General features: G+C 62.6%; 29 protein-coding genes and 1 pseudogene. 16 read left to right on the top strand and 14 right to left on the bottom strand.

What is annotated here, in order from left to right; genetic code table 11:
- Positions 1-15 precede the first annotated feature (15 nt).
- A complete protein-coding gene (locus BB934_RS31985; protein WP_157934447.1) occupies positions 16-252 on the top strand; it encodes a hypothetical protein in 237 nt (78 codons plus the stop codon).
- A 107-nt stretch (positions 253-359) separates the two neighbouring features.
- Here the strand turns inward: BB934_RS31985 and BB934_RS31980 are convergent, their stop codons facing one another.
- Both BB934_RS31980 and BB934_RS31975 read right to left on the bottom strand, forming a co-directional pair.
- Positions 360-935, bottom strand: a complete 576-nt coding sequence (locus tag BB934_RS31980; RefSeq protein WP_099513887.1) for a translocation/assembly module TamB domain-containing protein — start codon at positions 933-935, stop codon at positions 360-362.
- 677 nt (positions 936-1,612) lie between these two features.
- Positions 1,613-2,533, bottom strand: a complete 921-nt coding sequence (locus BB934_RS31975; RefSeq protein WP_099513886.1) for a LysR family transcriptional regulator — start codon at positions 2,531-2,533, stop codon at positions 1,613-1,615.
- A gap of 112 nt (positions 2,534-2,645) precedes the next feature.
- Here BB934_RS31975 and BB934_RS31970 point away from each other — a divergent pair.
- A pseudogene (locus BB934_RS31970) lies at positions 2,646-2,924 on the top strand (hypothetical protein); the annotation flags it as partial.
- Positions 2,925-3,280: 356 nt separating this feature from the next.
- Here the strand turns inward: BB934_RS31970 and BB934_RS31965 are convergent.
- A complete protein-coding gene (locus BB934_RS31965; RefSeq protein ID WP_157934446.1) occupies positions 3,281-3,559 on the bottom strand; it encodes a hypothetical protein in 279 nt (92 codons plus the stop codon).
- Positions 3,560-3,621: 62 nt separating this feature from the next.
- Here BB934_RS31965 and BB934_RS31960 point away from each other — a divergent pair, with 62 nt between their 5' ends.
- Together BB934_RS31960 and BB934_RS31955 are read left to right on the top strand one after the other, a co-directional pair.
- Positions 3,622-4,968, top strand: a complete 1,347-nt coding sequence (locus BB934_RS31960) for an IS701 family transposase (protein ID WP_099513884.1) — start codon at positions 3,622-3,624, stop codon at positions 4,966-4,968.
- A gap of 91 nt (positions 4,969-5,059) precedes the next feature.
- Positions 5,060-5,581, top strand: coding sequence for a GNAT family N-acetyltransferase (locus tag BB934_RS31955; RefSeq protein WP_099513883.1), 522 nt, complete (start codon positions 5,060-5,062; stop codon positions 5,579-5,581).
- Positions 5,582-6,034: 453 nt separating this feature from the next.
- Here the strand turns inward: BB934_RS31955 and BB934_RS31950 are convergent, their stop codons facing one another.
- A complete protein-coding gene (locus BB934_RS31950) occupies positions 6,035-7,105 on the bottom strand; it encodes a hypothetical protein (RefSeq protein ID WP_157934445.1) in 1,071 nt (356 codons plus the stop codon).
- A 925-nt stretch (positions 7,106-8,030) separates the two neighbouring features.
- On the opposite strand from BB934_RS31950, the gene BB934_RS31945 reads away from it, so the two are divergent.
- Together BB934_RS31945 and BB934_RS31940 are read left to right on the top strand one after the other, a co-directional pair.
- On the top strand, positions 8,031-8,450 hold the full coding sequence (locus BB934_RS31945; RefSeq protein WP_099513881.1) for an Hsp20/alpha crystallin family protein: 420 nt from the start codon (positions 8,031-8,033) through the stop codon (positions 8,448-8,450).
- Positions 8,451-8,477: 27 nt separating this feature from the next.
- On the top strand, positions 8,478-8,915 hold the full coding sequence (locus tag BB934_RS31940) for an Hsp20/alpha crystallin family protein (RefSeq protein WP_099513880.1): 438 nt from the start codon (positions 8,478-8,480) through the stop codon (positions 8,913-8,915).
- Positions 8,916-9,546: 631 nt separating this feature from the next.
- Here the strand turns inward: BB934_RS31940 and BB934_RS31930 are convergent.
- Complete coding sequence (locus tag BB934_RS31930) at positions 9,547-9,987, bottom strand: hypothetical protein (protein ID WP_099513878.1); 441 nt, start codon at positions 9,985-9,987, stop codon at positions 9,547-9,549.
- 195 nt (positions 9,988-10,182) lie between these two features.
- Positions 10,183-10,338 (bottom strand): hypothetical protein, encoded by a 156-nt coding sequence (locus tag BB934_RS47610; RefSeq protein WP_157934444.1) that lies wholly within the window; start codon positions 10,336-10,338, stop codon positions 10,183-10,185.
- A gap of 57 nt (positions 10,339-10,395) precedes the next feature.
- Here BB934_RS47610 and BB934_RS51135 point away from each other — a divergent pair, with 57 nt between their 5' ends.
- On the top strand, positions 10,396-10,530 hold the full coding sequence (locus BB934_RS51135; RefSeq protein ID WP_157934496.1) for a hypothetical protein: 135 nt from the start codon (positions 10,396-10,398) through the stop codon (positions 10,528-10,530).
- Positions 10,531-10,726: 196 nt separating this feature from the next.
- Here BB934_RS51135 and BB934_RS31925 read toward each other — a convergent pair whose 3' ends face one another.
- On the bottom strand, positions 10,727-10,951 hold the full coding sequence (locus BB934_RS31925) for a hypothetical protein (RefSeq protein WP_099513877.1): 225 nt from the start codon (positions 10,949-10,951) through the stop codon (positions 10,727-10,729).
- Positions 10,952-11,352: 401 nt separating this feature from the next.
- Here BB934_RS31925 and BB934_RS47600 point away from each other — a divergent pair, with 401 nt between their 5' ends.
- The 5 genes from BB934_RS47600 to BB934_RS31900 all read left to right on the top strand — a co-directional run bounded on the left by BB934_RS47600 (position 11,353) and on the right by BB934_RS31900 (position 15,708).
- Complete coding sequence (locus BB934_RS47600; protein WP_157934443.1) at positions 11,353-11,739, top strand: YybH family protein; 387 nt, start codon at positions 11,353-11,355, stop codon at positions 11,737-11,739.
- Between the two features lie 179 nt (positions 11,740-11,918).
- Positions 11,919-12,629 (top strand): IS6 family transposase, encoded by a 711-nt coding sequence (locus BB934_RS31915; protein ID WP_099513875.1) that lies wholly within the window; start codon positions 11,919-11,921, stop codon positions 12,627-12,629.
- A gap of 48 nt (positions 12,630-12,677) precedes the next feature.
- The gene (locus tag BB934_RS31910; RefSeq protein WP_099514298.1) at positions 12,678-13,436 is read left to right on the top strand and encodes a DMT family transporter; all 759 of its coding nucleotides are present in this window, start codon (positions 12,678-12,680) and stop codon (positions 13,434-13,436) included.
- A gap of 54 nt (positions 13,437-13,490) precedes the next feature.
- On the top strand, positions 13,491-14,363 hold the full coding sequence (locus tag BB934_RS31905; protein WP_099513874.1) for an enoyl-CoA hydratase/isomerase family protein: 873 nt from the start codon (positions 13,491-13,493) through the stop codon (positions 14,361-14,363).
- A gap of 37 nt (positions 14,364-14,400) precedes the next feature.
- On the top strand, positions 14,401-15,708 hold the full coding sequence (locus BB934_RS31900; protein ID WP_099513873.1) for a family 1 glycosylhydrolase: 1,308 nt from the start codon (positions 14,401-14,403) through the stop codon (positions 15,706-15,708).
- Between the two features lie 342 nt (positions 15,709-16,050).
- Here the strand turns inward: BB934_RS31900 and BB934_RS31890 are convergent, their stop codons facing one another.
- Positions 16,051-17,643 (bottom strand): MDR family MFS transporter, encoded by a 1,593-nt coding sequence (locus BB934_RS31890; RefSeq protein WP_099514297.1) that lies wholly within the window; start codon positions 17,641-17,643, stop codon positions 16,051-16,053.
- A gap of 54 nt (positions 17,644-17,697) precedes the next feature.
- Positions 17,698-18,909 carry an HlyD family secretion protein gene (locus BB934_RS31885; protein ID WP_099513871.1) on the bottom strand — a complete coding sequence of 404 codons (1,212 nt, stop codon included), beginning with the start codon at positions 18,907-18,909 and terminating at the stop codon, positions 17,698-17,700.
- Between the two features lie 120 nt (positions 18,910-19,029).
- Here BB934_RS31885 and BB934_RS31880 point away from each other — a divergent pair, with 120 nt between their 5' ends.
- Positions 19,030-19,683: a TetR/AcrR family transcriptional regulator gene (locus tag BB934_RS31880; protein WP_099514296.1), complete on the top strand. Its 654-nt coding sequence runs from the start codon at positions 19,030-19,032 to the stop codon at positions 19,681-19,683.
- A gap of 3 nt (positions 19,684-19,686) precedes the next feature.
- Here BB934_RS31880 and BB934_RS31875 read toward each other — a convergent pair whose 3' ends face one another.
- Both BB934_RS31875 and BB934_RS31870 read right to left on the bottom strand, forming a co-directional pair.
- The gene (locus BB934_RS31875) at positions 19,687-20,157 is read right to left on the bottom strand and encodes a MaoC family dehydratase (protein WP_099513870.1); all 471 of its coding nucleotides are present in this window, start codon (positions 20,155-20,157) and stop codon (positions 19,687-19,689) included.
- Between the two features lie 41 nt (positions 20,158-20,198).
- Positions 20,199-20,828, bottom strand: coding sequence for a TetR/AcrR family transcriptional regulator (locus BB934_RS31870; protein ID WP_099513869.1), 630 nt, complete (start codon positions 20,826-20,828; stop codon positions 20,199-20,201).
- Between the two features lie 77 nt (positions 20,829-20,905).
- Between BB934_RS31870 and BB934_RS31865 the strand changes: the two genes are divergently transcribed.
- Together BB934_RS31865 and BB934_RS31860 are read left to right on the top strand one after the other, a co-directional pair.
- Positions 20,906-22,096 carry an acetyl-CoA C-acyltransferase gene (locus tag BB934_RS31865; protein WP_099513868.1) on the top strand — a complete coding sequence of 397 codons (1,191 nt, stop codon included), beginning with the start codon at positions 20,906-20,908 and terminating at the stop codon, positions 22,094-22,096.
- A gap of 56 nt (positions 22,097-22,152) precedes the next feature.
- On the top strand, positions 22,153-22,995 hold the full coding sequence (locus BB934_RS31860) for an SDR family NAD(P)-dependent oxidoreductase (protein WP_099513867.1): 843 nt from the start codon (positions 22,153-22,155) through the stop codon (positions 22,993-22,995).
- A gap of 304 nt (positions 22,996-23,299) precedes the next feature.
- Here BB934_RS31860 and BB934_RS31855 read toward each other — a convergent pair whose 3' ends face one another.
- Positions 23,300-24,079, bottom strand: coding sequence for a sulfite exporter TauE/SafE family protein (locus tag BB934_RS31855; RefSeq protein ID WP_099513866.1), 780 nt, complete (start codon positions 24,077-24,079; stop codon positions 23,300-23,302).
- Positions 24,076-24,315, bottom strand: coding sequence for a YjiS-like domain-containing protein (locus tag BB934_RS31850; RefSeq protein ID WP_099511583.1), 240 nt, complete (start codon positions 24,313-24,315; stop codon positions 24,076-24,078). The genes BB934_RS31855 and BB934_RS31850 overlap by 4 nt, the downstream gene beginning before the upstream one ends.
- 112 nt (positions 24,316-24,427) lie before the next feature.
- Between BB934_RS31850 and BB934_RS31845 the strand changes: the two genes are divergently transcribed.
- On the top strand, positions 24,428-25,771 hold the full coding sequence (locus BB934_RS31845; protein WP_099514295.1) for an aminotransferase-like domain-containing protein: 1,344 nt from the start codon (positions 24,428-24,430) through the stop codon (positions 25,769-25,771).
- Between the two features lie 13 nt (positions 25,772-25,784).
- Here BB934_RS31845 and BB934_RS31840 read toward each other — a convergent pair whose 3' ends face one another.
- Positions 25,785-26,039, bottom strand: coding sequence for a hypothetical protein (locus BB934_RS31840; RefSeq protein ID WP_099513865.1), 255 nt, complete (start codon positions 26,037-26,039; stop codon positions 25,785-25,787).
- Positions 26,040-26,088 lie beyond the last annotated feature (49 nt).

Raw genomic sequence — 26,088 nt, 5'->3', positions numbered from 1 at the left:
GCCAACGGGTGCATCTTGAGTGAACGGGCTATCGCGTACCCAAACTACCAAATGCCTCAGCGCTCCACCGTTTACTTGGGAGTGGCTTGTGCGGCTGGGTATCCGATTGCGTTTTATCCCAACGGCACGCTGGCCGAGTGTGTGCTGGACGCTGAGCCGCCGGTGGATGTTGCCGGTCTTGGCTTCAAGGTGCCGTTGGGAGACTGCAAAGAACGCGTGCGCTTCGACAAGGATGGTCGGGTGGAGTGCTGAAACGTCTGTCCTGGGCCAAGGCCTTCAAAGCCAGCGTACCGGCAATTTCGCGGCATGGACGTTATGGAACGCGCCGGCTCGAGGTTTTCCGCGCGCGCGAAGACGTCCTAATTGACCAATTGTCCCCGGGCGAGCGTGCCGGAACCAGTGGGCAAGTTTAGCCCGGCTTCCCCGCAAGAACCCTTTGAGAGGATCGAGCCGGTGCCGTTGATCAAAATGGTATTCACGACCAGGGCAAAGCAAGACTGGCCGTGGCTCGACTTGTTGACCGCGCCACTGAACGTGACATTCGAGTGTGGCAGATAGACCAGCCCGGTGATGTTCCACGTCGGGCTGTTGCCCTTGTAAGTCAGGTCTACCCCAGCGGTGAGGTTGGGTGCCTGATAGAGCGCGACACCCTTCCATGGCCCGCTGCTGGGCGCGGTGATATCGAGGGTGCCGTCGCCCGTCGGGCCATGGGTGTACGCGCCGTTGTCTCCTGCGAAAATCACCGTGATGGCAGAGCCGTCCTCGGTGGCAAAAGTATACGAATTCATGTCAAGCTGCCCGTTCCAGATCACGAGAACCGAGCCTTCGGACGGGGTACGAAGTGTGACATTTCCGGTCAGTTGCAGATCGCCGCAGACGTGCTCCACGGCCTTCAACGGCTTCGGGATGCCATTCCACAGGTTCGTGGAGGGCAATGGAGTGCCGTTCTTTTTCGGGGGAATCTGAGGATAGGACCCGCCACAAGGATTGGCCGGGATGTTGGCCGCCAGATGCGCATAGGGATCCGCAACAGGAGCGACATGTTCTCTTGGGACGACCCCGCAGACCGTATGTTCGTTGCCGGCGGAGGTGGCTCGTCCACACTATGCGATGAGCGAGGGTTGCGCCGGATGGGCCGGCGCCGAGCCTCCCGCACAGGGGACGAGCCATGCAGCAGAATAGCAAAGTGTTTGTCGGTCTGGATACCTCGAAACTGAAGATCTCCGTCGCCCTGGCCGAAGACGGCCGCCAAGGTGAAGTCTGTCACTGAGCACTTTGGCGTGAGACAGGCGATCTAATAATTTCAGTGACTTAGCTTGGGCTCTGAGACGAAAGTTTGGGCACTTAACCTGAGACTCTCGTTGGCTTTGGGCAGTTAACGCGAGATTCCGGCTCTCAAACGTTGCTTGGATTTGGAATGGGTTGAGCCCAACCGGCCAACATACGATCGGAGTGTTTCATCGCGCATCAATGCCAGGAAGATCATCGCGTTAGCTGGAATGGAGGAGGGCAGGGAAGTCCCGAAGCGGCCTTACATGGGCAGCTAATTTGAGATTCCACGCCCCCAGAATCTCACGCCAAAATGCCCACGACTTCTCAGAAATCTGGAATCTCACGCCAAAGTGCCTAGCGACACCGAACCCTCGTCGCCGATCTTGAGGTGCTCGGACAGGAAGGTCGCGAAGGCCCGGATCCGCGGCGAGAGCTGACGGCTGGTCGGCCACAGGGCCGCCAGTTCTCCCGTCTGGCGGATGTACTCCTCCAGAAGCGGGACCAGCTTGCCCCGCTCAATCTGCGAGGCCACCGCGAAGGGAGGCAGGCAGGCGATCCCGAGGCCCCGTTCCGCCAAGTGGATCAGCGGCTCGATGGTGGTTGCGCTCATCGTCTCGGGAACGGCGGCGCGCCCGGCCCCATCGACATCGAGCAGCGGCCAGTCATGGAGCTTGCCGCTCGCAGGGGAGCGCTGGCGAAGGCAGTCATGGCCGGAGAGATCTACGGGCACGAGCGGCCGACCGCGCCGTTCGAGATAGCCGGGAGAGGCGACGATGCGCCCGCTGAAGCGGCCCAGACTGCGGCGCATCAACCGGCTGTCCGTGGCGGCGCCGGTCCGGATCACCACGTCGAACCCTTCCTCGATCACGTCGACCAGCCGATCAGTGAAGTCGAGATCGAGCTGAATGGCGGGATAGGCTTCCATGAAGTCCGCGATGACGGGCATCAGCAGCATGCCGACGAGCGGCAGGCTCACGCGAAGGCGGCCGCTCGGTGCGGCCACCGTCTGCGTCAGCTCGATTTCCGCCGCCTCGATCTCCTCGAAGATGCGGCGGCAGCGGTCGAGGAAGAGCCGCCCTTCCTCGGTCAGCGTCATGCTGCGGGTGTTGCGATGGAACAGGCGCACCCCGAGGCGCCGCTCGAGACGTGAGACGGCCTTGCCGACGGCCGACGCCGACAGTCCGGCCTGCCGGCCCGCCGCGACGAAGCTGCCGGTTTCCGCGGCCTGCACGAAGAGGCTGAGGGTTCCGAGGTGTTCCATGGCCTCTGGATAGCGGAATTCCGTTCCGCAGTCACCGGAACAGCAGCCTGCTTTTCGCTTCCGCGAGCGGATCTACATGGCGGGAGAGCTGATCCATCCGTCCGGAGCCGTCATGTCCGACCAATCCATTGCTGCCTTCGATACCCCCGTTCCCGCAGGCCGGGCCGCTCCCACACTGCCGCTCCTGGGCCTCTTGGCCCTGAGTACCGCAAGCTTCCTGACGATCCTGACCGAAGCCCTTCCGGCGGGCCTGCTGCCCCAGATCGGTGCCGACCTCGGTGTGAGCGAGGCCATGGCCGGACAGCTCATCACCATTTACGCGATCGGCTCGTTCCTCGCCGCGATCCCGCTCACCGCCGCGACACGCACCTGGCGGCGGCGGCCAGCAATCCACCCGCACGATCCCGAAGCAACTCGGGGAGTTTAGCTCGTCGGAGGAAGCCTGGATCCGCCGTATGGCCTCAGGCCAGTCGGGCGAGGCGATGGTGAACCAACTTGCCGGGCGCTTCGGCGGCGTGGCGAGGCTCCATAATCTGCCTGGAAGACGTTCCGAAACCTTCAAATCGAATTCCATACTAGGGGTTATGCGAAAAGACCATTGTCTCGTTAGAGCCTGTTTTGAGAATTCACCGCAGGCACAAAATCTTGTAGTCCGCTCAGGCTGCATGTCCCTACAGGTTGTGGCTTTGGCCTATTCTCAAACGGGCACTTAGCTTGAGTTTGGCCATTTTTGAGGGTGCTGGAGGATCAGACATGGATCCAGAAAGCGGGCTCTGAGGCGATGTACTCGACGGCTTGGTCGACCGGCATCGTCAGCCTGCCGAACGGACCAGGGTCCTTCCAGCGCTCGCCATTCCACCACAACACCTGAACCTTCTCGGGATCGTCGGTCGGACGCAGCCGTGCCACCGGCGCCCCGGTGCGTCGGCTCAGCAACGAGTAGCCGCGGCCTCGCTTCTCCACCACAACATCATGGGCCTGGCAGAGGGTTTCGAGCCCCTCCAGGATGCGATCGCGTTGTCCCATGAACAGGCCAGCTCCGCAGAAAGGCGTTGATCTGTCGGTCATCACGTCCGTCAGAGCGCGCCATGATACCTCCCGCACCCGCTCCTGTCCTCACCGGCTGGTTCGCACCCTTCGCGAGTGCCTTTACGGCGCCGACCTTGCGGGGCGTGCTCATCCTGATGACCGGCGCCATCCTGGCTCCCGGCCGGCGGACCGTCACGTCCGCCTTGAGCATCCTGGGCCTGCGCGAGATTGCCACCTTTACAACCTTCCATCGCGTGCTCAACCGCAACCGCTGGGCGCCGCGCGATCTCGCCCGTCGGCTGCTGCATCAGCTCATCACCACCTTCGTGCCCGAAGGACCCGTGGTGATCGCCATCGACGAGACCATCGAGCGGCGCTGGGGTGCCCGGATCCGGGCGCGTGGCATCTATCGCGATCCGGTCCGCTCTTCCCATGGTCATTTCGTCAAGACGTCGGGCCTGCGCTGGATCAGCCTCATGCTCCTGGCGCCGATCCCCTGGGCTGGCCGCGTGTGGGCACTGCCGTTCCTCACCATCCTGGCGCCCTCGGAACGCTATGCCCACGAGAGGCGGCATCGGCACAAGCTGTTGACGGACTGGGCGCGCCAGCTGCTGCTCCAGGTCGCCCGTTGGCTGCCTGAGCGACAGGTCATCGTTGTGGCTGATATGAGTTATGCGGCCATCGAGTTGCTCGAAGCGGTGCGGCGGCACCTGACGGTGATCACCCGCTTGCGGCTCGATGCGCGCCTATTCGATCCGCCCCCGGTGCGCCCGCCCGGCCAGAAGGGACGGCCGCGGGTCTCGGGCCCTCGCCAGCCCACCCTGGCGCAGCGACTGAGCGATCCGACCACGCGCTGGCGGCGGATCACTGTCCCACACTGGTACGGAGGACAGGATCGACGGCTGGCGATCGCCTCCGGCACGGCGCTCTGGTACCACCCGGGCAAGAGTGTGCCGATCCGCTGGGTGCTGGTGCGGGATGAAGCGGGCGCGTTCGAGCCGCGGGCTCTCCTGTGCACGGATCTGACGGCGAATCCGGTGGATGTGCTGCGGTGGTTTGTGCGGCGCTGGTCGGTCGAGGTGACGTTCGCGGAAGTGCGCCGCCATCTCGGAGTGGAAACGCAGCGCCAGTGGTCGGACAGAGCGATTGCCCGCACCACGCCTGCGTTGCTCGGCCTGTTCTCGTTGGTGACGGTGTGGTCCAATGAGGCTCTCAAGGATGGCTGGAAGCCACGGCAGGCCGCCTGGTATGCGAAATCGCGCCTGACCTTCAGCGATGCTCTGGCGGTTGTACGGGCCAAACTGTGGAGCACCAGTTTTGAAACGTCTCGACAGGACCGGGACCAGGTAAAAATCCCACGGGCTCTGCTCAATCGCCTTACCGAGGCTGCATGCTTCCCCACCTGAAAGGGCCAAACTCCAGCTTAGAAGCTCCAGCACGTATGTTGTCCCGATCATACTGGGCGAGTATTCCTGGCCAAGTTAGGAAAGAAGCCTGATGATCCGAGTAGCCACAACTGCTGATGCAAGCAATTTAGCCGCTTTGTCGATCCAAGTGTGGCTCCATACATACGCCAAGAGCGGCCTGTGGAGTGCGCTGTCCGACTACGTGCTGGCCGAATATACCCCGGAGAAGCTCACAGCGCGCTTGGCGGACGAGAACCAGGTTTTCTTTGTCTTTGAGGAAAATGGCCATCTGGTCGGATACCTGAGGCTGCTCTTGGACTCGCCTTGCCCAACTGATCCGAGCTCTCATGGCGAGATTGCTACGCTTTATGTCCAAGAGCATTTTATTGGACGTAGTATCGGGAGCAGACTGTTAGATTATGCATCGGCATTTTGTGCAGATCGTGGGATAGACCGCGTCTGGCTCTCCGTAAATCACGAGAATTTGCCTGCTATACGCTTCTACGAAAAGCATCAATTCCACCGAAACGGATCCATCTTCTTTCACCTAGAAAATGAACAGCACGAGAACTTCATCCTCTATAAGCTATTGCAACCTTATCTAATACCATAAACGGCCTTCCGCGAAGTACACTTCCGGGTTGGCTCCGAATGGGAGGCTGCTTGCTGAACCTTGAGGGCTTGTCCGAATGGGCGTTATGCGAAATTGCGCGGCCTCTTAGTCCCCGAACGCCTCCACGATGGCGTCATAGGCGCGCTGATATCCGCGCTGCCAGGCGGCCCTGCGCTCGGGCCGCTTGAATTGGCAGCGAGCGGCGGCTTCGCCCTTTTTCAGCATCTTTGGCTCTCCCGATAGCAGGTTTCACAATACCTTCCCGACGCCATCGGCGCGGCTCAGGATGACAGTCCCCGACAAGAGAGGCTGGGAGCTGGGTCAGAGCGGAGCCTTTCAACACGATCATCTATAGAAGCGAGCGCATTGAGGGTACGTCAGCCGGTCCTGGCCAGAAGCCGCGACGCTAAGGTCTCCAGCACAGCACTTCTCCGCTGCGGCAGCAGGCACACGTCAGGTCGGAATGCTCGCTGCGATCTGCGTCTCCAGATCGTGGAGGATGTTACCGATCATCCCGTGCGGCTCCACCAGGCCTGACTCATAGAGCTGCAGGAAGTGGTCGATGTTGTTCCGCAGCAGCGGTCGGTTCTCGGCAACAGTGCTCTGGTGATCCCACGCCTCCCAGGCAACGAGCGCCACAAGAGCGACGCCGCCGGTGAGCGCACCACCCCAGGAACCCGCGCCCGTCGCAATTCCTCGCACTGCAACTTGCCTGGCCAATGTGGTTGCAGCCCGCTGGCCCACCGACCCAACCAGAGCCCCGGAGGAACGGGATGCTCCAGCGATAGCCATGTTCTGTGCGACCTGAGCCGTGACATACGGAGCTAGGGCGGCGGTCACGCGGACACCGCTCAGGACGACCCCAGCGGAGAGTGCCTTGAGGGTCAGGGGCACGCTGCGGCTCGCCTGCGTCCCACCGATCATGAAGGTGATGCGCTCGAGGTACTCCTCCCATTGCGCAGACGGGACCTGGTACCGTTTCGGGATGTCCTGAAGATGCTCTTGAAGCGAGCGGACGAAGACCGTGACCGATTGCTGTGCGATCCTCTGGAGATGCTGCTCCAGGATGGGACCTGGCATCACCCGTAGCTCGAACTCCCGCGCAATCTCCGACTGCAGGGTCTTGCTTGCCTCCTCTGGGTCGACATCGACCACGAGACTTGCAACCCAGTTCTTCCCACTGGTGTACGCATAGCTCAGTCCCAGGCGCTGCTGGGTCCAGTAGCCGAAGTACCAGTCGAGGAGCCTGCTATCGACCTTCCGCATCATCTCGCCATGCAGGCTCTCAAGCTCGGCGCGGGCATGCTGCAAGCCATCCATGCGGGCTTTCTCGACAGCCTGTCGAACTTCTGGGGTGAGACGGGACAGATCAACCGCCTGGACCACTGGCTGCTCGACGACGTGAGGCTCGTCGAGCTTGCCCCAGCGTGGCGGCCCCTGATGGAAGATTAGCGCGGTGCTTGCGATAATAACAGCTGTCGCAGTGCAGGTGCTGTAGAGGGCAAGGCGATCAAGAGCGCGCATCGCGGTGCTCCGTCCGTGTCAAACCACACCTCGCGGCGTACCGTAGGATTGTGACTTCCGTAAGGGAACACTCTCCGGCTCAAGCAGATGACAGCAGCCATAGGGTTGACGTGACCGTACTGCAGACAGCCCCCTTCGCCAGATTGCAATTGGTCGCAACCGAGTTCGTGCGTCTGAGATAGCGTTTTAGCAAGTCTAAGGCTGGAGTGTTCGTGCGATGGGAGGGTTCCCAAGGTCGCGCCTGTGGCTGCCATCCTGAAAAGCCATGGCGAAGCTTTGCGTTTAGAGATTAAAGTCTGCCCTCAATCTATCGGCATTGGAATGGGCCAGGGTCGCTAACCAGATGTCGCTGCGTTCCTCGCCCACCACGCTTTAGGAGACTTGAGAGATAGGCGCGAGTTCGGCTCGCTCCAAGTTCCGCTTCGTCAAATCAGCCAATGGCACTTCACCTCAGGCCGACGACCTTTCTACCGACTTTGACCCAGTCATAAAGATCCGTCACGGTTTGTCATCCGAATGCAACTACAGGAAACCGCAGCTCCGACGATATCCGCTTCATTCGATCCGTGAATTCGATGTAGGCTGGAGTCTCGAATTGGGGTGAGCTCAGAAGGGGTTGTCCATACCTTCAGGCATGTATTGCCTGAGCGCATTACGCGTTCATTGGAACTCCACCCCATGGCCACGTTGTAGTGCGATTGACAGGTGAGTTGCCAAAGATCACGATCCCTGGATGGGATGCGCAGGCGCGGTAATGGGCAGGATGGAAGGGAGATCATGTAGGACGACCGCGCCTACATCGATGCGGGTAATCCGATGTTGTCCAAGACCAAAGGTTGGTTCGAGCGCACGAAATCGGTGAACGTTCAGAGCGGTACGGGGTCAAGGTGCGCTCTAGTGACCGCAGAGGAGGAGTGACACGCCCATGACTACGAACATGTTCTACGGCGGCCCATTCCGCGACATGCGCCTCCTCCAAGAGGAGGTTAATCGGCTCGCCCAAAGCGCGGCTGCACCGCGAGCGACCTTTCCAGCAATCAACGTTTATGCTCATCAAGACGGGATCGTCATCACGGCCGAACTGCCTGGCGTGCGAACCGACGACTTGGAAATCACAGTGCACCGCGACACGGTAACACTTCGCGGAGAGCGCCAGGATCAGCCGGACGAGGCCCGGGCTTACCACCGCCGAGAGCGGGGTCGGGGTAGCTTTGTTCGGACCTTCGGACTTCCCTTCCAGGTGGACCCTGACAAAGTAGACGCGACGTTGAAGGAGGGTGTTTTGACGCTGTCCCTGCAGCGTCCTGAGCACGACAAGCCAAAGCGCATCCGCGTTACAGCTTGAAGCAGTTCCAAACAGGAGGAGGTTCTCATGGCCAAGAAGCCCCAGGGGCAGCAGGTCGAGGCCGAGCAACCGAACCAAGCTGAGCAGAAGATGCCCGCAGAGCGTCAGGGCGGGGAGCGCACGCGCTCGGGCCGAACCTTTAGGCCTCGGGTGGATATTTGTGAGACGGACATTGGGCTGATGCTGCTGGCAGATACGCCAGGCGCCAAGCCGGACGGCCTAACGATCACGCTTGATAGGCGGGCCCTGAATATTCACGCGGCAGTCGAGGATCATGCGCCCGAGGGATACAGCCCGATCTACCAGGAGTACCAGGTCGGCGATTTTGAGTGCGACTTTACTCTGTCAGGGGATTTCGATGCCGATAAGATCGAGGCGACACTGACAAATGGTGTGCTCCAGCTAATGGTTCCCAGAGCTGAACAGGCAGAAGCCAGGACAATAAAAATCAAAGCGGGTAGTTGATCCCGCTGGACCTCTTGAAACGCTGGACCTGTTGGGAATTGCCTGTGAGGTGCAGCATGGTACTCTGAGATGGAGCGGCTCGGGGAAAGTTTTCTCCTGGACAATTGCACCCAGGCGCGTAGCAACCTTCAGGTCAGTGCTCGTGCCCCGAGGCTGCCTGGGGGCGAGAACTTAGATCAAGCGGTCCTGGGCGACTTTGAGTACTGCTGCAAGCTTTTCGAGCATCGCCTCCTCGATATCCTTAAGGCCATCCAATACTGCACCGATGTCGTGTTTGGAGATGCCGCTCTTCGCTGCAAGATGGAGAGCATAAGGAACTGTGTGGCAACAACGTCGCCCGTGGTCTTGGCTTTCACTGCACAGCCGCTGACCGGGCTTGATCGCTTCTCTCAGAAGGGGCCCACTCGCTGGATTCACCAGGGATCCTCATGCTCCCCATCCAAGTCGTTTCGAATGCTTGGATTGAGCGTCTTGGTATCAGCGAAAAGGAGGCTGTGCAGCAGGTTGCCGAAAATACGGAGTTCGACTCAGAGCTGTCGCTCGCTTGAGAACACCGGTCGTCAGGCGATAGGTGGGCAGGGGTCCAGCCGTCGACTGGAACGGTTCTCCAGGAGGGCAGGCGCAGGCCAGCTTATCTTCGGGATGGAGCAGTTCCAGCATATGGATAGCACCGGACGCGCTCGAGGCTGAGGCCGAAATGCTCCCCCAGTTTGCGAATGGCCTCACTATGCTCAGGGTAGGGATCCTGGTTTTCAGGGCCCACAATGATGATCCTGAAAGCCGGGTCATAGCGCCCGCCCGGCGGCAGCATGGCTGTAACGAGGGCTGCCCCCTCCGCAGTGCGCAACGTAAGGAACAGGGGCATGACACGCTGCACGTGAGCCTTGAGGCCAATGTTCTGCTCAACAAAGGGGCTGGAGGTCGAGCGATAGGTGCTCGTTGCACTCTCCCAGGCTTCGCGAAAGTATTTCTCAACCACGTGGCCCATCACATCCGACTCGAGCGCGGCTTCACCTTCGGTTTCAATCCGAAACCAGGTCTTCGAGCCCGGGGCATCACAGATGTATTGCATCCCTGATCAACGCGGGAGTGCGGCGAAGGTGTCCAGAGGCTGCGCCACCAGATCGGAGCAACGTGAGGACATTGCCAGATCAAGCAAGTAGAGGCCTTTTTGAACAGGCCCAGGCAGACTCAAACCATTGGAGCTACACAGCCGGGCTCTTGCCGGCACCGTCAATTTAACGCCCTTACTTGCTCTCTGTGGTGCTTAGATCCGGAGCAGGTCACGCATTTTCAGTAGCTTAGCCTTGCCCGGGAATTGCTGAAAACAGCAGAAAGCGGCCTTTTCTCGGTTCAGTTGACGGTGCCCGCGCAACAGCGCACGAGCGGTGGCTTCAATGAGATTGTCGCCCGCACGGGTCATCCGCTCCCCTCGTGAATCAGCAATGGGAAGGAAGGATAACCCGGCCGGTCTCGAGCAATTCTCGGTTCCTGTGGAGGAATCAGCTCGCGTGGGTCCGATAGACGCTCAGCACGCTGTAACGGCCACAAGCCCTGCAAGTGGTGGCTCACCGATAGAAATTACGCCAGCCGGTGGAATAACTCTTGGCCCTGAGCCGTTAGCCCTGCACGAAGGCCGCGTAACCCTTCAACTTTGGCCTTCGCCTCACTTCAGGCCCTTCACACAATCTCTCGTGAGGGGCATTTTCTTGGACCAAGCTGAAACCGTGCTCGATGGACGGCACCCAGGTGCTCGCCGTCGCGACCAAGCACGAGGTCGAGCCGGAGTGGTCGCCAATAGTGGAAGTGGTTTAGTTCAGCCAGTCTTGGCCGAGTTCGTCGTCAAACCAACGCTCAACATCGGCTCGGACTGATGTTGCACTCCGGAAGTCTAAGTAAGGCGAATAGTCTTGCTGGAGCCACGCGTAGAAGTCCGAGAAGCTCGGCGCCTCGCTCTGCCCTTGCGTTACTCCCCTGAGTTCGACCCATTCTTCGACGAGCCGGCGAATTACGGTCTCGCTCTCTTCCCGTGTCATCGATCTCTCCTCCTCACACGCCCCACGGAAAGGCTCCCTTGCCGGCGACCGGGAGGGAGCAGGTTGAGTGGAGTACGTGCTCATCAGGGATGAACGTCCACATCCTACGCCAGTCAGGCAGGGGCGCTTTCAACGAGATTAACCGGGCGGGAATTTCGGAAGGCTCAGCTGAAAGTTATCGCCAGTATTCGCAACCCTGCCGAGGCGCTCTTCGGAGCCGGTTTTACTGCATAGCCAGCGAGGCGTTCCATCAACCGCCGGGAAGACTTCGCGAATACGCAAAATCAGGTTCCATAAAGGGCTTCTGCGAATTACGCGATCACGCTCCGAGCTTACTTGTCGGCGGGGGAAGTGCGGCTCAATATTCCCGTGCGGCATCCGCCGCGTGGGAGGGTGCCGAGATGACCCGTTCCGTAGTTGTCGAGCCCGAGATCCAAGCCATATCCGACAAGTTCATAGCTGCGTTCAAGAAAGGCGACGCACAGGGTATCACTGATTTGTTCGCCAAGGATGCTGTGCTGCTACCTAACCACGCGCCGCGCCTAAAGGGTCAGCAGGCCATCGCCGCACACTGGAAAGCAGGTCTTGAGCAGCTCAGCACGATCAAGCTCACGACCACGGACGTTATCCCTTTGGGATCGGATACCGTTGCCCGCATTGGCACATGGAAAGTTACTACAAAAGACGAACAGCCCATGACTTTCTCCGGCAAGGACTTGGTCCTCTACCGAAAGGAAGGCGGCGACTGGAAAATCGTGGCCGACATCTGGAACACGGATCAGGAGTGAGTCACCAGAGCAAGATGGCTTCGAGCTGGGGACGGAGCGGAACGGGGCTCTGAGGATCAGGTCTCCGAGACCTCCAAAGGCTTCGACTCTGGGCTTGAAGTCCTTGGGCGTCAATCGGACAGTTCCGACGGCACCGTCAATTTAACTCGGAGGTGACGGAATTCTGACATGTGTGAGGGATGAAGAAGACCCACCATCCCCGTTATGCCCGCCACCGCTACCCGGCTGAGATGATCAGCCATGCTGTTTGGTTGTATTTCCGGTTTCCGCTCAGCCTGCGCATGGTTGAGGAGATGCTGGCGGCCCGAGGCATCGAGGTCAGCCATGAGACGGTGCGGCAGTGGGCAATGAAGTTCGGTCAGGACTTTGCAAACCAGATCCGCAGGCGCCTTCCGGCAGCAGGAGACAAGTGGCACCTCGACGAGGTCGTGATCAAGATCGCCGGCCGGAAGCATTGGCTCTGGCGCGCTGTCGACCAGCACGGTGTTGTGCTCGACATCCTGGTTCAAAGTCGCCGGAATGCCAAAGCGGCCAAGCGCCTGCTGCGCAAGCTGCTCAAGAAGCAGGGCATCGCTCCTCGCGTGATGATCACGGACAAGCTGTCCAGCTACGCCGCCGCGAAGCGGATTGTCATGCCGGGCGTGGAGCATCGGCAGCACAAGGGCTTAAACAATCGCGCGGAAAACAGCCATCAGCTGACACGAAGGCGCGAACGCGTCATGAAGTGCTTCAAATCAGCCGGGCAGGCCCAGCGCTTCCTCTCAGTCCACGATCAAGTTGGAAATCTCTTCCGCCGTCCTGCCAATACCAACGCCGCTGATCATCGCAAAGCCCGGGCCCGGGCCTTTACAACCTGGGCCGAGGTGACTGACATCGCCGCTGGGTTATAATCTGATGATCCATGACGGGCAGTCCTAACCCAACCCGTTAAGTTGACGATGCCGTTCGCGGTCGCAACGGGGGCGCTGCACTGGCGTGACTGGCACCACGCCCACCACTTTCTCGTGATGGCGCTGCTGGCGACGGACTTCTACTACATCGCCTTCGCCAAGGGCACGGCCCTGCTCCTGTCGAGCGTGGCCGGAATGCTGAGCGGGGCCATACCGCTCTTCACCTTCGTCACCGCGGCCGCGTTCCTGCGCGAAGAGCCGCTGAATATCCGCTCGATCGGCGGAACGCTGCTCGGCTTCCTCGGCGTCCTCCTGATCGCACGGCCATGGAGCCAGGACATCGGCACCGTGAACGTCGCAGGCGTCCTCTGGATGGTTGCGGGCTCCTTCAGCGTCGGCTGCTCCTTCGTCTACGCCCGGAAGTTCATCAGCCCGCTCGGGCTGCCGCCGCTGGCGCTGACCACCTACCAGATCGGCCTCGCCCTCGCGATCCTCTTGGCCACCACCGATCTCGGCGGCATCATGCAGGTCTTCGGCGACATCCGCGCCGCGCTCGGCCTCATCGTCGGACTGGGTTTCCTCGGCACCGGCGTCGCCTACATCCTCTACTACCTGATCGTCGACCGGCTCGGGGCCGTGGCGGCCTCGAGCGTCACTTACATCCCGCCGGTTGTCGCCCTGGTCATCGGAGCGGTCCTCGCGGGAGAGCCGGTGCAGGCGGTTGACGTTCTCGCGATGGCCACGATCCTCGTCGGCGTTGGCGTTCTCCAGTCGGGTCGGACGATCGCGAAATCCCGGGAGGGCTGAGCCCTCCACCCGGCTGCACCAGCCGGGGGAGGTGATTACCCGAAGGAGGACCCCATGAGGCCAACCAGGACCCCGACGGAGGACCATCCGGTCTACGAGACGATCGCCGTACGCAGGGAGGCAGCCGTCCTGTTCGCCGACATCAAGGCCCCGCCCATGAATCTCCTGGGGCCTGAACTGGTCCGCGATCTGGTCTCCCTCATTCAGCGGGCCGAAGCCGACGCCGCCGTCCAGGTGCTCGTCTTCAGGAGCGCCGACCCCGACTATTTCATCCCCCATGTCGATGTCACCCGGATCAGGGAATACCGGGAGGAGGCGGCCAAGCTGACCGGCGAAGCCTCGATCGCCCTGCTGTTCCGTCACCTCAGCACAAGCCGCCTGGTCTCGATCGCGCAGATCGAGGGCCGCGTCCGCGGCGCCGGGAGCGAGTTTGTCCTGGCGTGCGACATGCGCTTTGCCGCGCGCGAGACTGCGCTCTTCAGTCAGCCAGAGCCGGCGTTCGGCCTGGTCCCCGGTGCGGGAGGCGTCCAACATCTCGTGCGCCTCATGGGCCGGGCCAGGGCGCTCGAGGTCATGCTGAGCGCAGGCGATTACGACGCGGAGCTGGCTGAACGCTACGGTTGGATCAACCGGGCTTTGCCCGCCGCTGCCCTTGGTGACTTCGTGCGGTCGCTGGCCCATCGGATCGCCCAGTTCCCGGCGGCTGGCCAGGCCGTGGTCAAGGGCCGCGTCAATGCGGTCGCGCTAGCGCCGAGCGAGGATTTCCGGCGCGATTCCGATCTCTTCGGCGAGGGTGTGCGCGATCCCGAAGCCCAGAGCCGCATCAAGGCTGCGCTGGCACGCGGCTTCCAGACGCGGGACGCGGAATTGGATCTGCCCCGCCTGTTGGGCGACCTGGCCGATCACAAAGCGCAGTCAGAGGATTAAGATGTTCCGTGCCGCCCCATCATGAAGGAGGTCTGCCATGAGCGCTTCGACGTTTCTGTTCGCCACGGGGATCGAGAACAGCTATCCGACCATCAATAGTGGCCGAACCCGCATCGACGAGATGGAAAAGTGCGGGCACTACACCCTCTGGAAGACCGACTTCGATTTACTCGACGACGTCGGCATCAGGGTATTGCGGTATGGCCCGCCAATCCACACGACCTGGCTCGGGCAGGGGCGTTACGACTGGGACTTCTGCGACGAAACCTTCGGTGAACTCTACCAGCGCAATGTCGTGCCGATCGTCGACCTGTGTCACTTCGGGGTGCCCGACTGGGTCGGCAACTTCCAGAACCCTGACTTTCCCGAGCTCTTCGCCGGATATGCGCTTGCCTTCGCCGAGCGCTTTCCCTGGATCCAGCTCTACACGCCGGTGAACGAGATGTTCGTCTGCGCCGCGTTCTCGGCGGCCTATGGCTATTGGAACGAGCAACTGGCAAGCGATCATGCCTTCGTCACGGCCCTGAAACACATCGTCAAGGCCAATGTGCTGGCCATGGGGACGATCCTCGACGTCCGCGCCGATGCCATCTTCATCCAGAGCGAGTCCTCGGAGCACTTCCACCCCGACTGCCCGAATGCGATTCCGGTCGCCGAGTTCTGCAACGCCCGCCGCTTTCTTCCGCTCGATCTCAACTACAGCCGGCGGGTGGACTCGGACATGTTCGTCTACCTCCTGGACAACGGGATGAGCCGGGAAGACTACGACTTCTTCATGCGGGCCAACCTCAAGCGCCACTGCATCATGGGCAACGACTACTACGTGACCAACGAGCATCTCGTCTCGGCCAATGGGCACAGCAGCGCTTCCGACGAGGTCTTCGGCTATGCCGAGATCACCCGACAGTATCACGACCGCTACAGGCTGCCGGTCATGCACACGGAGACGAACGTCAAAGAAGGTCCACGCGGCGACGAGGCGGTCAAGTGGCTCTGGAAGGAGTGGTCCAACGTCCTGCGCGTGCGCAATTCCGGCGTGCCGGTGATCGGCTTCACGTGGTACTCGCTCACCGATCAGGTCGACTGGGACACCGCCCTGCGGGAGGAGAACGGCACCGTCAACCCGCTCGGCCTGTATGATTTGGATCGTAACGTCCGAGCCGTGGGGCGGGCGTACAAACAGCTGATCCACGACTGGTGTCAGGTGCTACCAGCCCAGAGTATCTGTCTGCAGCTGCCGATCACGGAGCCACGTGACTTCGACCAGCCATTCGCTCAACGTGCACGGAAGTCCATGAAGTGGATCTGCGAGAGAACACCCAGCGAGCCTCTCATGGCCCGCTAGCATCAATGCGAGCAGCAACAGGGGCGGAGTTCGCACCGCTGGGTGGGTTGGTGAGAGACACGGGTTGATTGTGTGCTCATATTCGAGACTTGCAAGGAGTTCACGATGTTCACCTTGAAACGGTTGTCATGCCTTGTCCTTGGTCATCAATGGCTGGCACAGGAGCAGGCTGATCTCCTGAACCACCGACCGATCCGTGTGCCCGCCGTTTCAAGCCAGGTCTGTAAGCGCTGCGGTGCCGAACGCCAGTTCATCTGCGACCTGGAGTGATGCACCAGCCTTGCCGCGTGAGCCTCACGTTTGCGTGCCTGCTCGGGAATCCGTTCCGTGATCGGCGGCGCCTCAATGTCCGCCGCCCGTGCCGCTCCCGGCACCCGCCTTGCGGGCAAAGAGAAGCACGACGGCTGCAATCGCAAGCAGCGTACCGATCACCGCGAACGTGTCGCTGAAGCCCATGACGAGGGCCTGGCGGCGGACGGTCGCGCCAATCGCCGCAAGCGCCCGATGATGCGCGGCCGCCGGATCGGCCACGCCGTGCGCCATGAAGTACTGGGTCAGATCGTCGATCCGCTGACGCACCTCGTCGCGGTAGAGCGTCACCGACTGGCCGATGATGTTGGAATGGAACTGCTCGCGCTTGGTCAGGACCGTGGCGAGCGTCGCGGTACCCACGGCCCCGCCGAGATTGCGCAGCATGTTCGACAGCCCGGACGCCTCGCCGGCCTCGCTCGGAGCGATGCCGGCGGTCGTGATGCTGCTGAGCGGGGTCAGCACCAGGGCCTGGCCGATGGCGCGCACGACATTGGGCAGGAAGAACTGATCGCCCGCGCTGTCCAGCGACAACGTGATGTTCATGAAGCAGCTCGCGGCGAAGATGCTGATGCCGACAAAGCCGATGTAACGCACGTCATAGCGCTTCATCAGCAGCGGCACAAGCGGGATGAGCAGCAACTGCGGCAAGCCGGTCCAGGCGAGCACATTGCCGATCTGCTCGGCGTTGTAGTGCTGCACCTGGCCCAGGTATTGCGGCAGGATGAAGACGGTGCCAAACAGCGCAAACCCGACCAGGACATTGACGAGCACGCCGATGCCGAAGTTGCGCCGCTTCAGGAGACGCAGATTGACGAGCGGCTTCTGCACCGTCAGCTCGATGGCCACGAAGGCAGCCAGGAACACCGCCGCCACGATACCCAGGTTGAAGATGAAAGGTGACTCGAACCAGTCGTCCTTGTTGCCCTCTTCGAGCACGGTTTGCAGCGCCGAGAGCCCGATCGCCATGGTCACGATGCCGGCCCAGTCGCCCTGCCGGAGCAGGGACAGCTGCATCGGCGTCTTCTCGAGCGAATAGGCGAGCGCGATGACCATCGCGATGCTGGGCGGCAGGTTCACGAAGAAGATGGTCTGCCAGCCGTAGTTCTCCGTCAGGTAGCCGCCGATGGTCGGGCCGATGGCCGGCGCGAAGGTGACCGAGATCGCGAAGAGGGCGAGGCCGATCGGCTGCTGCGCCTTGGGCAGCTTGGTCAGCACCATGGTGAACGCCATCGGGATGAGGATGCCGCCGGCAAAGCCTTGCAGGCCCCGCATGACGATCATCGAGCCGAGATCGTGCGTGAAGGCGCACGCCATCGAGAACAGCGCGAACAGGAGCGTGTTCGTCATGATGAAGCGCCGGAAGGAGAACACGCGACTGAGGTAGTCGGTGAGCGGAATCACCACGATCTCGCCGATGAGGTAGGAGGTCGAGATCCAGGCTCCATTGTCGACGCCGGTGCCGATGCCACCCTCGATGTTGAGGAGCGAGGCGTTGGTGATCTGGATGTTCAGGATCGCCATGAACGCGCCGATCATCCCCGCCAGGACGGCGATCCAGGACGTGAGGCTTGCCTTGCCGGACGGGATGGCGGCCGCCGGCACGGGGCGGGGCGTGGTGAGCATCATGGTCTGTGTCGCGGTGGACATGAGATGTCTCCTGCGTCGGTCGTTCAGGTCCTAGCTGTTGCGTTCGGGGCCGGAGGCGATGCGCGTGCCTTCGGCCTTGGTGTCGATCGTCGGATAGACCGACATGCCCGGACGCAGCACGACCGCGAGGGGAGTGCCGGCGTCGAGGACGATCTTCACCGGGATGCGCTGGACCACCTTGGTGAAGTTGCCGGTGGCATTGTCGGGCGGCAGTAGCGCGAATTCCTGGCCACTCGCGGGCGAGAGGCTGTCGACGCGCCCTTGGAAGACCCGGCCGGGGAAGGTGTCGACCTCGACGGTCACCGGCTGGCCGGCGCGCACGTTGGTGAGCTGCGTTTCCTTGTAATTGGCGACGATATAGGCCGCTTCCGTTGGCACCACGGCCATGAGCTGCGTCCCGGCCTGGACGTATTGGCCGACCCGCAGCGTGCGGTTGCCGATCACGCCATCGATCGGCGTGACGATGGTGGTGTAGGAGAGGTTCAGTTTCGCTTGGTCCTGCACCGCCTCGGCGCGGCCAAGGGCCGCCTGCGCCTGCCCGAGCTCGGCCTGGAGCACGTCGAGCTGCCGGGTTGCGCTGGCGAGGGCCGCATTGTCGCGCACCACCGTGGCACGGGCGGCGGCGATGCGCGAGGCCGCCTGCTGCGCATTCTGGAGGCTGCCGTAGCCCTTGGTGGCGAGCTCGGCATAGCGCTTGTCCTCCTGCTCGGCGAAGGTCTCGTTCGCCTGGTCGACCACGACGGTGGCCTTGGCGGCGGCGATCGCGGATTGCTGGGCGGCAATCGCCGCCTGCTTGTTGGCGATGTTGGCCTTGGCGGCCTCGACATCGGCCTTGGCCTGCTCGAGCGCGACCTTGTAATCCCGGTCGTCGATGCGGGCCAGGATCTGGCCGGCCCTCACGGGTTCGTTGTCGCCCACCAGCACGGCGGCGATGTAGCCGGGGACCTTCGGGGCGATCGTGGTGTTGTCGGCCTTGACGTAGGCGTCGTCGGTCGCGACCTGGAAACGTCCGACGGTCCAGTACCGCCAGCCGAAGTCCGAGGCGCCGGCGACGGCGATGAGGCTCGCTCCGACGAGCAACAGCTTGCGAATGGGGCGCTTGCGGGATGCGGTGGAGGCGGCGCCGGTCGGCGGGGGCTCGGGAGAGGGAACGCGGAGTTCGCGTGGTGCCACCAGGTCGGGCATCGCCTCGGCCGCCGGAATCGCCTTCTCGATGGTGAAGGCTGTCGGATGTTGGGTCATCGTTCGGGTCCTTTCCGTTCCCGCGAGCCCCTAAACGCACTTGGCATTTTTATGGAAAACTATTAATTTCCAAAATGAACCTCGGGGAAGAGCCCGTCAACGGTATTTTGGAAAATGATCATGCGACAAAATGAGCATGCTGTCCGGCGCTCCCGCGGACGGCCGCCGATCCGTTCCGATGAGGAGACCCGGCACCTGATCCTCGAGGCCGCCTCGCTGGAGTTCCGGGCGAACGGCTACGCCTCGACCACCATGTCTGCCGTGGGCCAGCGGGCCGGCGTCTCCACCAAGACTATGTACCGCCTGATCCCGACGAAGGCGGATCTGTTCAAGAGCATGTGCTCCGAACGGATTGGCCGCTTCATGCTGGCCATTGACGAGACGAGCGTCGGAACCCTCGAGCTTGAGGCGGCGCTCGAGCGCATTCTGGGCGCGTACGGCAACCTGGCCCTTGATGGCGAAGTCATCGCCATCACCCGGCTCGTCACCAGTGAGAGCGACCGCTTTCCTGAACTCGGGTCGGCCTTTTACGAGGGCGCCTTCCGGCGCACCCGGGAGGCCATTGAGAGCTGGCTGCGACTGAAATGCCACCAAGGACTGATCGCGCTCGATGATCCCGGTGTCGCCGCCGATATGCTGCGCGGCATGATGATCATGGAGCCGCAGCGAGCCGTGATGCTGGGCCAACGTCCCGCGCCCGATGCGGAAGAGATCGCGGCGCGGGCCAGCATGTGCGCGCGCTTGTTCCTGAACGGTTGCCGCTCGATTGGGTGACGCTCAGGACACGGAAGTGGACGGGCTCCGTGGAACCACAAGCTTCGACGTCAGCACCTGAACGACTTCGCCGCGGTGGTTCCGGGTCTCGCTCCGCAACACCACGATGCCCCGGTCCGGCTTTGAGCGGGACGGAATGATCTCCATGACCTCGCTGACGACTTGCAGCTCGTCGCCGGGGCGGGTCGGTTTGGGCCACGCGATCTCGCCTCCCGCGCCGATGAGGCCGCCGGCGATGGGCGCGCCACCATTCACGAGCAATCGCATCGTGAGGGCGGCGGTGTGCCAGCCGCTGGCGGCGAGCCCGGCAAAGAGCGATTGGGCGGCGGCATTCTCATCCAGGTGAAAGGGCTGCGGGTCGAACTCCTCCGCGAACCGTTTGATCTGTTCGGCATTCAGTCTGTGCGATGGGCTGGTGAAGGTCTGGCCGATGTGCAGATCGTCCAGAAACAGACGCTCTCGCTCTTTATCCATTTCAGCATCTTCCATTCGGGCGAAGGCTTCAAATTGCAGTGTCACCGGTTGGGCGGGGTTTGTGCACGGCTTTGTGACGCCCCCTCGCGGGCGAGGCGCACAGCAGCCTCCTGGCCGGAGCGCAGGATCATCTCGGAGAGGACCGGATCCGTCGTCACGCGGGCAAGCTGCAGCGTGCCGATCAACAGGCCGAAGATCGCATAGGCGGTTGCCGTCGCCTTCTCCGCGGCGAAGGACGAGGGCAGTTCAGCCGCGATGACCGCGACCATGTCGCTCGCAGCCTCGGCCATGCTGTTGCGGGTCTTCGGATTGTGGCGGGCGACCTCGGGCGCGAGTGTGGCGACGGCGCAGCCTGCCTCCGGCCGGTCGCGGTGTACCGTGCGCAGATACCGGTGCACGATGGCCGCAAGCCCATCCTCGCCGCGCTCACGTGCGGCTTTGGCCTCGGCAGCCCATGCCTCACGGCTGCTCGCACCGGCGGCTGACAGGGCTTCCCGGACGAGGTCATCCTTCGATTTGAAATGGGCATAGAAGCCACCGTGGGTCAGCCCAGCATCCGCCATCAGACTGGCGACGCCGGTCCCTTCGATGCCCTTGGCACGGAACTGAGCCCCGGCAATCTCGAGGACGCGTTTGCGCGTCTGCTCCTTATGGCCCTTCTCGTAACGCATGGCCGAACTCCGTCATTTGTGGACTTTACATTATGATCATCATCATATATGTCAACCATCATATAAAGGAGACGTTGATGGCATTGCATGATCCAGTTGTAATCGTTTCCGCCGCTCGCAGCCCGCTCGGACGGTTCCAGGGCACTCTCTCGGGACTGAGCGCCCCACGCCTTGGCAGCCATGTCATTCGCGCCGCGCTCGACCGGGCCAGGCTTGCGGCCGAAAAGGTCGACGAGGTCCTCCTGGGCTGTGTGTTGCCGGCTGGCCAGGGACAGGCTCCGGCCCGTCAAGCCGCCCGCGGGGCAGGCCTACCGGACGCAACAGGCGCGACGACCGTCAATAAGGTCTGCGGCTCCGGCATGAAGGCGACCATGCTCGCCCATGATCTCCTCATGGCCGACTCGGCCGGGATCGTTATCTCCGGCGGCATGGAGTCCATGTCCAATGCGCCGTATCTCCTGGCCAAGGCGCGCAGCGGCTATCGCGTCGGTCACGACCGCCTCATCGACCACATGATGATGGACGGTTTGGAGGACGCTTATGAGGGCGGCCGGCCAATGGGAGATTTCGGCGAGGCGACGGCCGAGGCCTATCAGTTCAGCCGGGCCGACCAGGACACCTATGCGGTTGAGACGCTCACCCGGGCCCGCCGGGCGATCGAGGAGGGCGCGTTCGCGGCCGAGATCGCGCCCGTCATCATCGCCGGGAAGACGGGGGACACGGTGATCGACACGGACGAGAACCCCCTCAAGGTGTCGCCGGAGAAGATCCCGTCTCTCAAGCCGGCTTTTCGGCCTGATGGCACGATCACGCCGGCAAGTTCCTCGGCCAATGCCGATGGAGCGGCGGCGCTCGTGCTGACGCGCCGTTCCATCGCAGAGCGTGAAGGGCTTCCAGTTCTGGCTGAGATCCGAGGCCACGCGACCCATTCCCAGGATCCGGCCTGGTTCACCACGGCGCCAATCCCGGCGATCCGCAAGCTGCTCGACAAAGTGGGCTGGAGCGTGGGGGATGTCGACCTGTTCGAGATCAACGAGGCCTTCGCGGTCGTCGCTATGGCAGCGCAGCGGGACCTCGGGATCCCCCGTGACGTCCTGAATGTGAACGGCGGTGCCTGCGCCCTCGGCCATCCCATCGGCGCGACGGGGGCCCGTTTGATTGTGACCCTGCTCCACGCGCTGGAGCGCCAGGGGTTGTCCCGCGGGGTCGCGTCTCTGTGCATCGGCGGCGGCGAGGCCACGGCCATCGCCATCGAGCGTCCGGCCTGAATGGTCGACGCATTCGCCTTGTTGCGTCCCTCCTCTTGAACCGAAGGAACCTGGATATGAGCAAAGGACAAGGAACGGCACTGGTCACTGGCGCTTCGGCCGGCATCGGAGCGGTTTATGCGGACCGTCTCGCCCATCGCGGATACGATCTCATCCTCGTCGCCCGCGACGTGGCAAAGTTGAACGCCCTCGCAACCCGACTGATCGGTGAGACGGGTGTGAAGGTCGAAGTCCTGCGAGCAGATCTCTCGAACGTGGACGATATCCGCAAGGTCGAGGCGCGGCTCCATGCGGACGACATTACCGTGCTCGTCAACAATGCGGGCGTCGCGGTCGCCGGGCCGACGGTCGAGATGGATCCCGAGCGGCTTGAGGCGATGATCCAGCTCAACGTGGTGGTGGCGACGCGCCTGGCGCGAGCGGTGGCGCCAGGTCTGGCCCAACGGCGCAGGGGAGACATCATCAATATCGCCTCCGTGGTCGCCATTCGCGGCGATCAACCGGCGATCAGTGTCGGCTATGGCGCCAGCAAGGCCTATCTTCTCGCCTTCAGCGAAGGGCTCGACAGTGAACTTGCGCCATACGGCGTGCGTGTGCAGGCCGTGCTGCCCGGCGTGACGCGGACCGAATTGTGGGAGAAGGGCGGGCTCGATATCAACGCCCTGCCGCAGGACATCGTCATGGAGACCGGCGATATGGTCGATGCAGCGTTTGCGGGTCTCGATCAGGGGGAACGGGTCACGATTCCAGCACTACCGGATATCTCCGACTGGATTGCCTTCAAAACAGCGCGGGCAGCACTCCTGCCAAACATATCTCATCGCCTGCCGGCGGAACGCTATGGCCGCAGGAGCACTGACGGGTCACCCCTGCCGCGCGTTCCCGAGCATCACGGATAACGGTCGGATGGGCCTGCTGCTTGGGCGAAAAGACAGTCACCGAGCTTTTGCGAAGGAGCGTCGCCATTGTTGAGGAGGAGGAGTTGCTCGTCAAACTCCTCCCCGAACCTTTGTTCTGCTCGGCAGCACTGTGGTGCGATGGGCTGGTGAAGGGCGGGCAGACCTGCAGATCGTCCAGAAACAGATGATCTCGTATGTCGCGAGCCATTGGAGCCGGGTCCCTACATGATCAGGATCAAGGTGCCCGCAGGGTGACGCTGATGTCACAGAGGCACGACCAACAGCAGACATACACAGTCTAAATTTACGCGAGATAGCCGGAAACACCATCCCACAACAGTTTCAACGCCGTCACGACCAGCAACCCGTAGCAGGCCCGATAAAGCTGACGCTGGTCCAGCCTTCCGTGAAGCCGCCAACCCAACCACACGCCGCTGGGAATGGCGAGCAGGCAGGCCGCCATCAGTGTCCAGTCATTGCCCGCCGGTCTCACCAGCAGCAGCCACGGCACCGCCTTGGTCGCATTGCCGACGGTGAAGAACAGGCTCGTCGTTCCCGCATAGACGTCCTTGCTGAGGCCGAGTGGCAGCAGATACATCGCGAGCGGCGGTCCGCCCGAATGCGCCACCATGGTGCTGATGCCCGATGCGAGGCCGGCAGCGACCGCCTTCGGCGACGAACGCGGGCGGATCGTCACGTTCGCGCCGCTCACGAGCCACAGGCCGACGAAGACCAAGGTGATCGCCGCCATCATGATCGCGATGGCGCGATGGTCCAGAACGCGGAACAGCAGATAGCCGAACCCGATCCCGATCACGAGCCCCGGCAACAGCCGCACGAGGTCCGGCTTCGACCATGTCGAGGGCTTCCAGTAGCGCAAGGCGAACAGGTCCATCGCCACCAGCAGGGGAGCGAGGAGGCCGCCGGCCGTCACCGGATCCATCACAATCGACAACAGCGGAATGCCCACGATGGAGAACCCGCCGCCGAACGCGCCCTTCATGAAGCAGATCAGGAAGACGCCGGCAAACGCGACCAGGATCGTGACTGCTGTCAGCTCCGGCGCGGCCGGGGAGGCGATCATCGCATCCTCGCCCGGTTAGGAGCAGTCATGAAGCCGTGGACCGCAGCCTCGATCTCGGAATACGCGAGGCCGATGTCCCGGAGTCCTTCGTCATCGAGCTCGCGGAGGTGTGCAACGGCCGCACGACGGGCGAAATGGCGCCTGATCCTCTTCCAAGAGGCGGTGACCGTCAGAAGGCCTGCGCCGGTCCTCGACGCTCCGGCTGGATGGATGATGGTCGAAAGGGTTGCGGACATGTCTGATCTCCAGTGCTTGCTCCGCAGCAATGCCAGGTACAATCGGGTTGATGTCGGCAGAATGCTCCTGTACGATGCTCGGAGCAATAAAAGTATTGCTCTCGGTGCAATTGTGTCGAAATCCGAATACCTGAAGCTGGCCGACGCCATCGCTGCGGAAATCGCGGATGGCACCCTCAAGCCCGGCGACCGCCTGCCTCCCCAGCGCAGCTTCGCCTACGAGCGCAAGATCGCGGTCTCGACCGCGAGCCGCGTCTATGCGGAGCTGTTGCGGCGCGGCCACGTGGTCGGGGAGGTCGGCAGGGGTACTTTCATCGCGGGCGAGGCCAGGCGCGGCGTGGCGGCGCCAGGCGAACCGCGCGGCATCCGGATCGATCTCGAGTTCAATTATCCATTGCTCCCAGATCAGACGGCGCTCATCGCCAAAAGCCTGGAGGGCCTGGAGAAATCCGAGGCGCTCGATGCCGCCTTGCGACAGGCGACCAGCGTCGGGACGCCGGCGGTCAGGAGCGTCGCCGCCGAACACCTGTCGCAGGGCGCATGGTCCGTCTCCCCGGAGCAACTCGTCTTCACCGGCAACGGCCGGCAGAGCATTGCCGCCGCGCTGGCCGCAGTCGTTCCCGCGGGCGGCCGCTGCGGCGTGGAGGCCTTGACCTACCCCTTCATCAAGGGGATCGCCGCCCGGCTCGGGATTGCGCTGGTGCCGCTGGCGATGGACAAGGACGGTGTCCAGCCGGACGCGGTGCAAAAGGCGCATCGTGAGGCCCATCTCTCGGCCATCTATGTTCAGCCGGCGGTCCACAATCCCCTGGGGATGACGATGCCCCCGACGCGCAGGACCGATCTCGTGCGCGTCGTCGAAAAGCTCGACCTTCCGATCATCGAGGACAATGTCTACGGCTTCCTCGACAGCGAGCCGCCGCTTGCCGCGATCGCGCCTGAATCCTGCATCGCCATCGACAGCCTCTCCAAGAAGGTCGCTCCCGGTCTGGCGCTTGGCTTCATCGTGCCGCCGCAGCGGCTGCGTGAAAGCGTGAGGACGTCGGTGCGTTCGGGGGGATGGACTGCCTCAGGATTTGCGTTGGCCGCGGCTGAGCGGCTGATGAACGAGGGCGTCGTTGCCGAGCTTTCGCGATTGAAGCGCCTCGATGCCCGCGCGCGTCAGAAACTGGCGGCCGATCGTCTTTCGGCTTTCGAGATCCAGGCGAACGAGAAATCCTATCATCTTTGGCTGACGCTGCCGGCCCATTGGCGTTCGCAGACCTTTGTCGCGGCCGCGGCCCGGCGCGACATCGCGTTGACGCCGTCCACGACCTTCGCCGTCACGCCGGGCCATGCCCCGAACGCCGTCAGGCTGGCGTTGGCATCTCCGGCAATGGATCAGCTCGATACCGGCCTGCGTACCCTGGCCGCCATGCTCAACGCCAGGGAAGACGACTTCGATTGGACTGAATGAGCGAGTGAACGGATCATGCCGTTTCTTCCCGCTCACTGGGCTGTCTGCTCGGGGGCAGGGCGGGATCAGACCTCCCGATCTCCCGCAGGCTTTCCTCGAGCGCGAGTCGATCGATGGATCCGATCGGGATCGCCAGCAGGAGCTCGATCCGGCGCCGCAGCATGCGATAGGCCTCATCGAAGGCAACGGCGATCTCCGCCTCGGATCCGGTGGCGGCATTCGGAAACGCCCCAGTGCGTCGTGACCGGCCAGGTCGGGCAGGCCTCATTGGCCGCACTGCCACAGACGGTGAACACAAGGTCCATAGGCAACACCCG

The organism is Microvirga ossetica, from assembly GCF_002741015.1.
In the GTDB taxonomy this organism is placed as follows: domain Bacteria; phylum Pseudomonadota; class Alphaproteobacteria; order Rhizobiales; family Beijerinckiaceae; genus Microvirga; species Microvirga ossetica.
The sequence above is the reverse complement of the archived record's forward strand: the minus strand, read 5'-3'. Positions and strand labels throughout refer to the sequence as shown.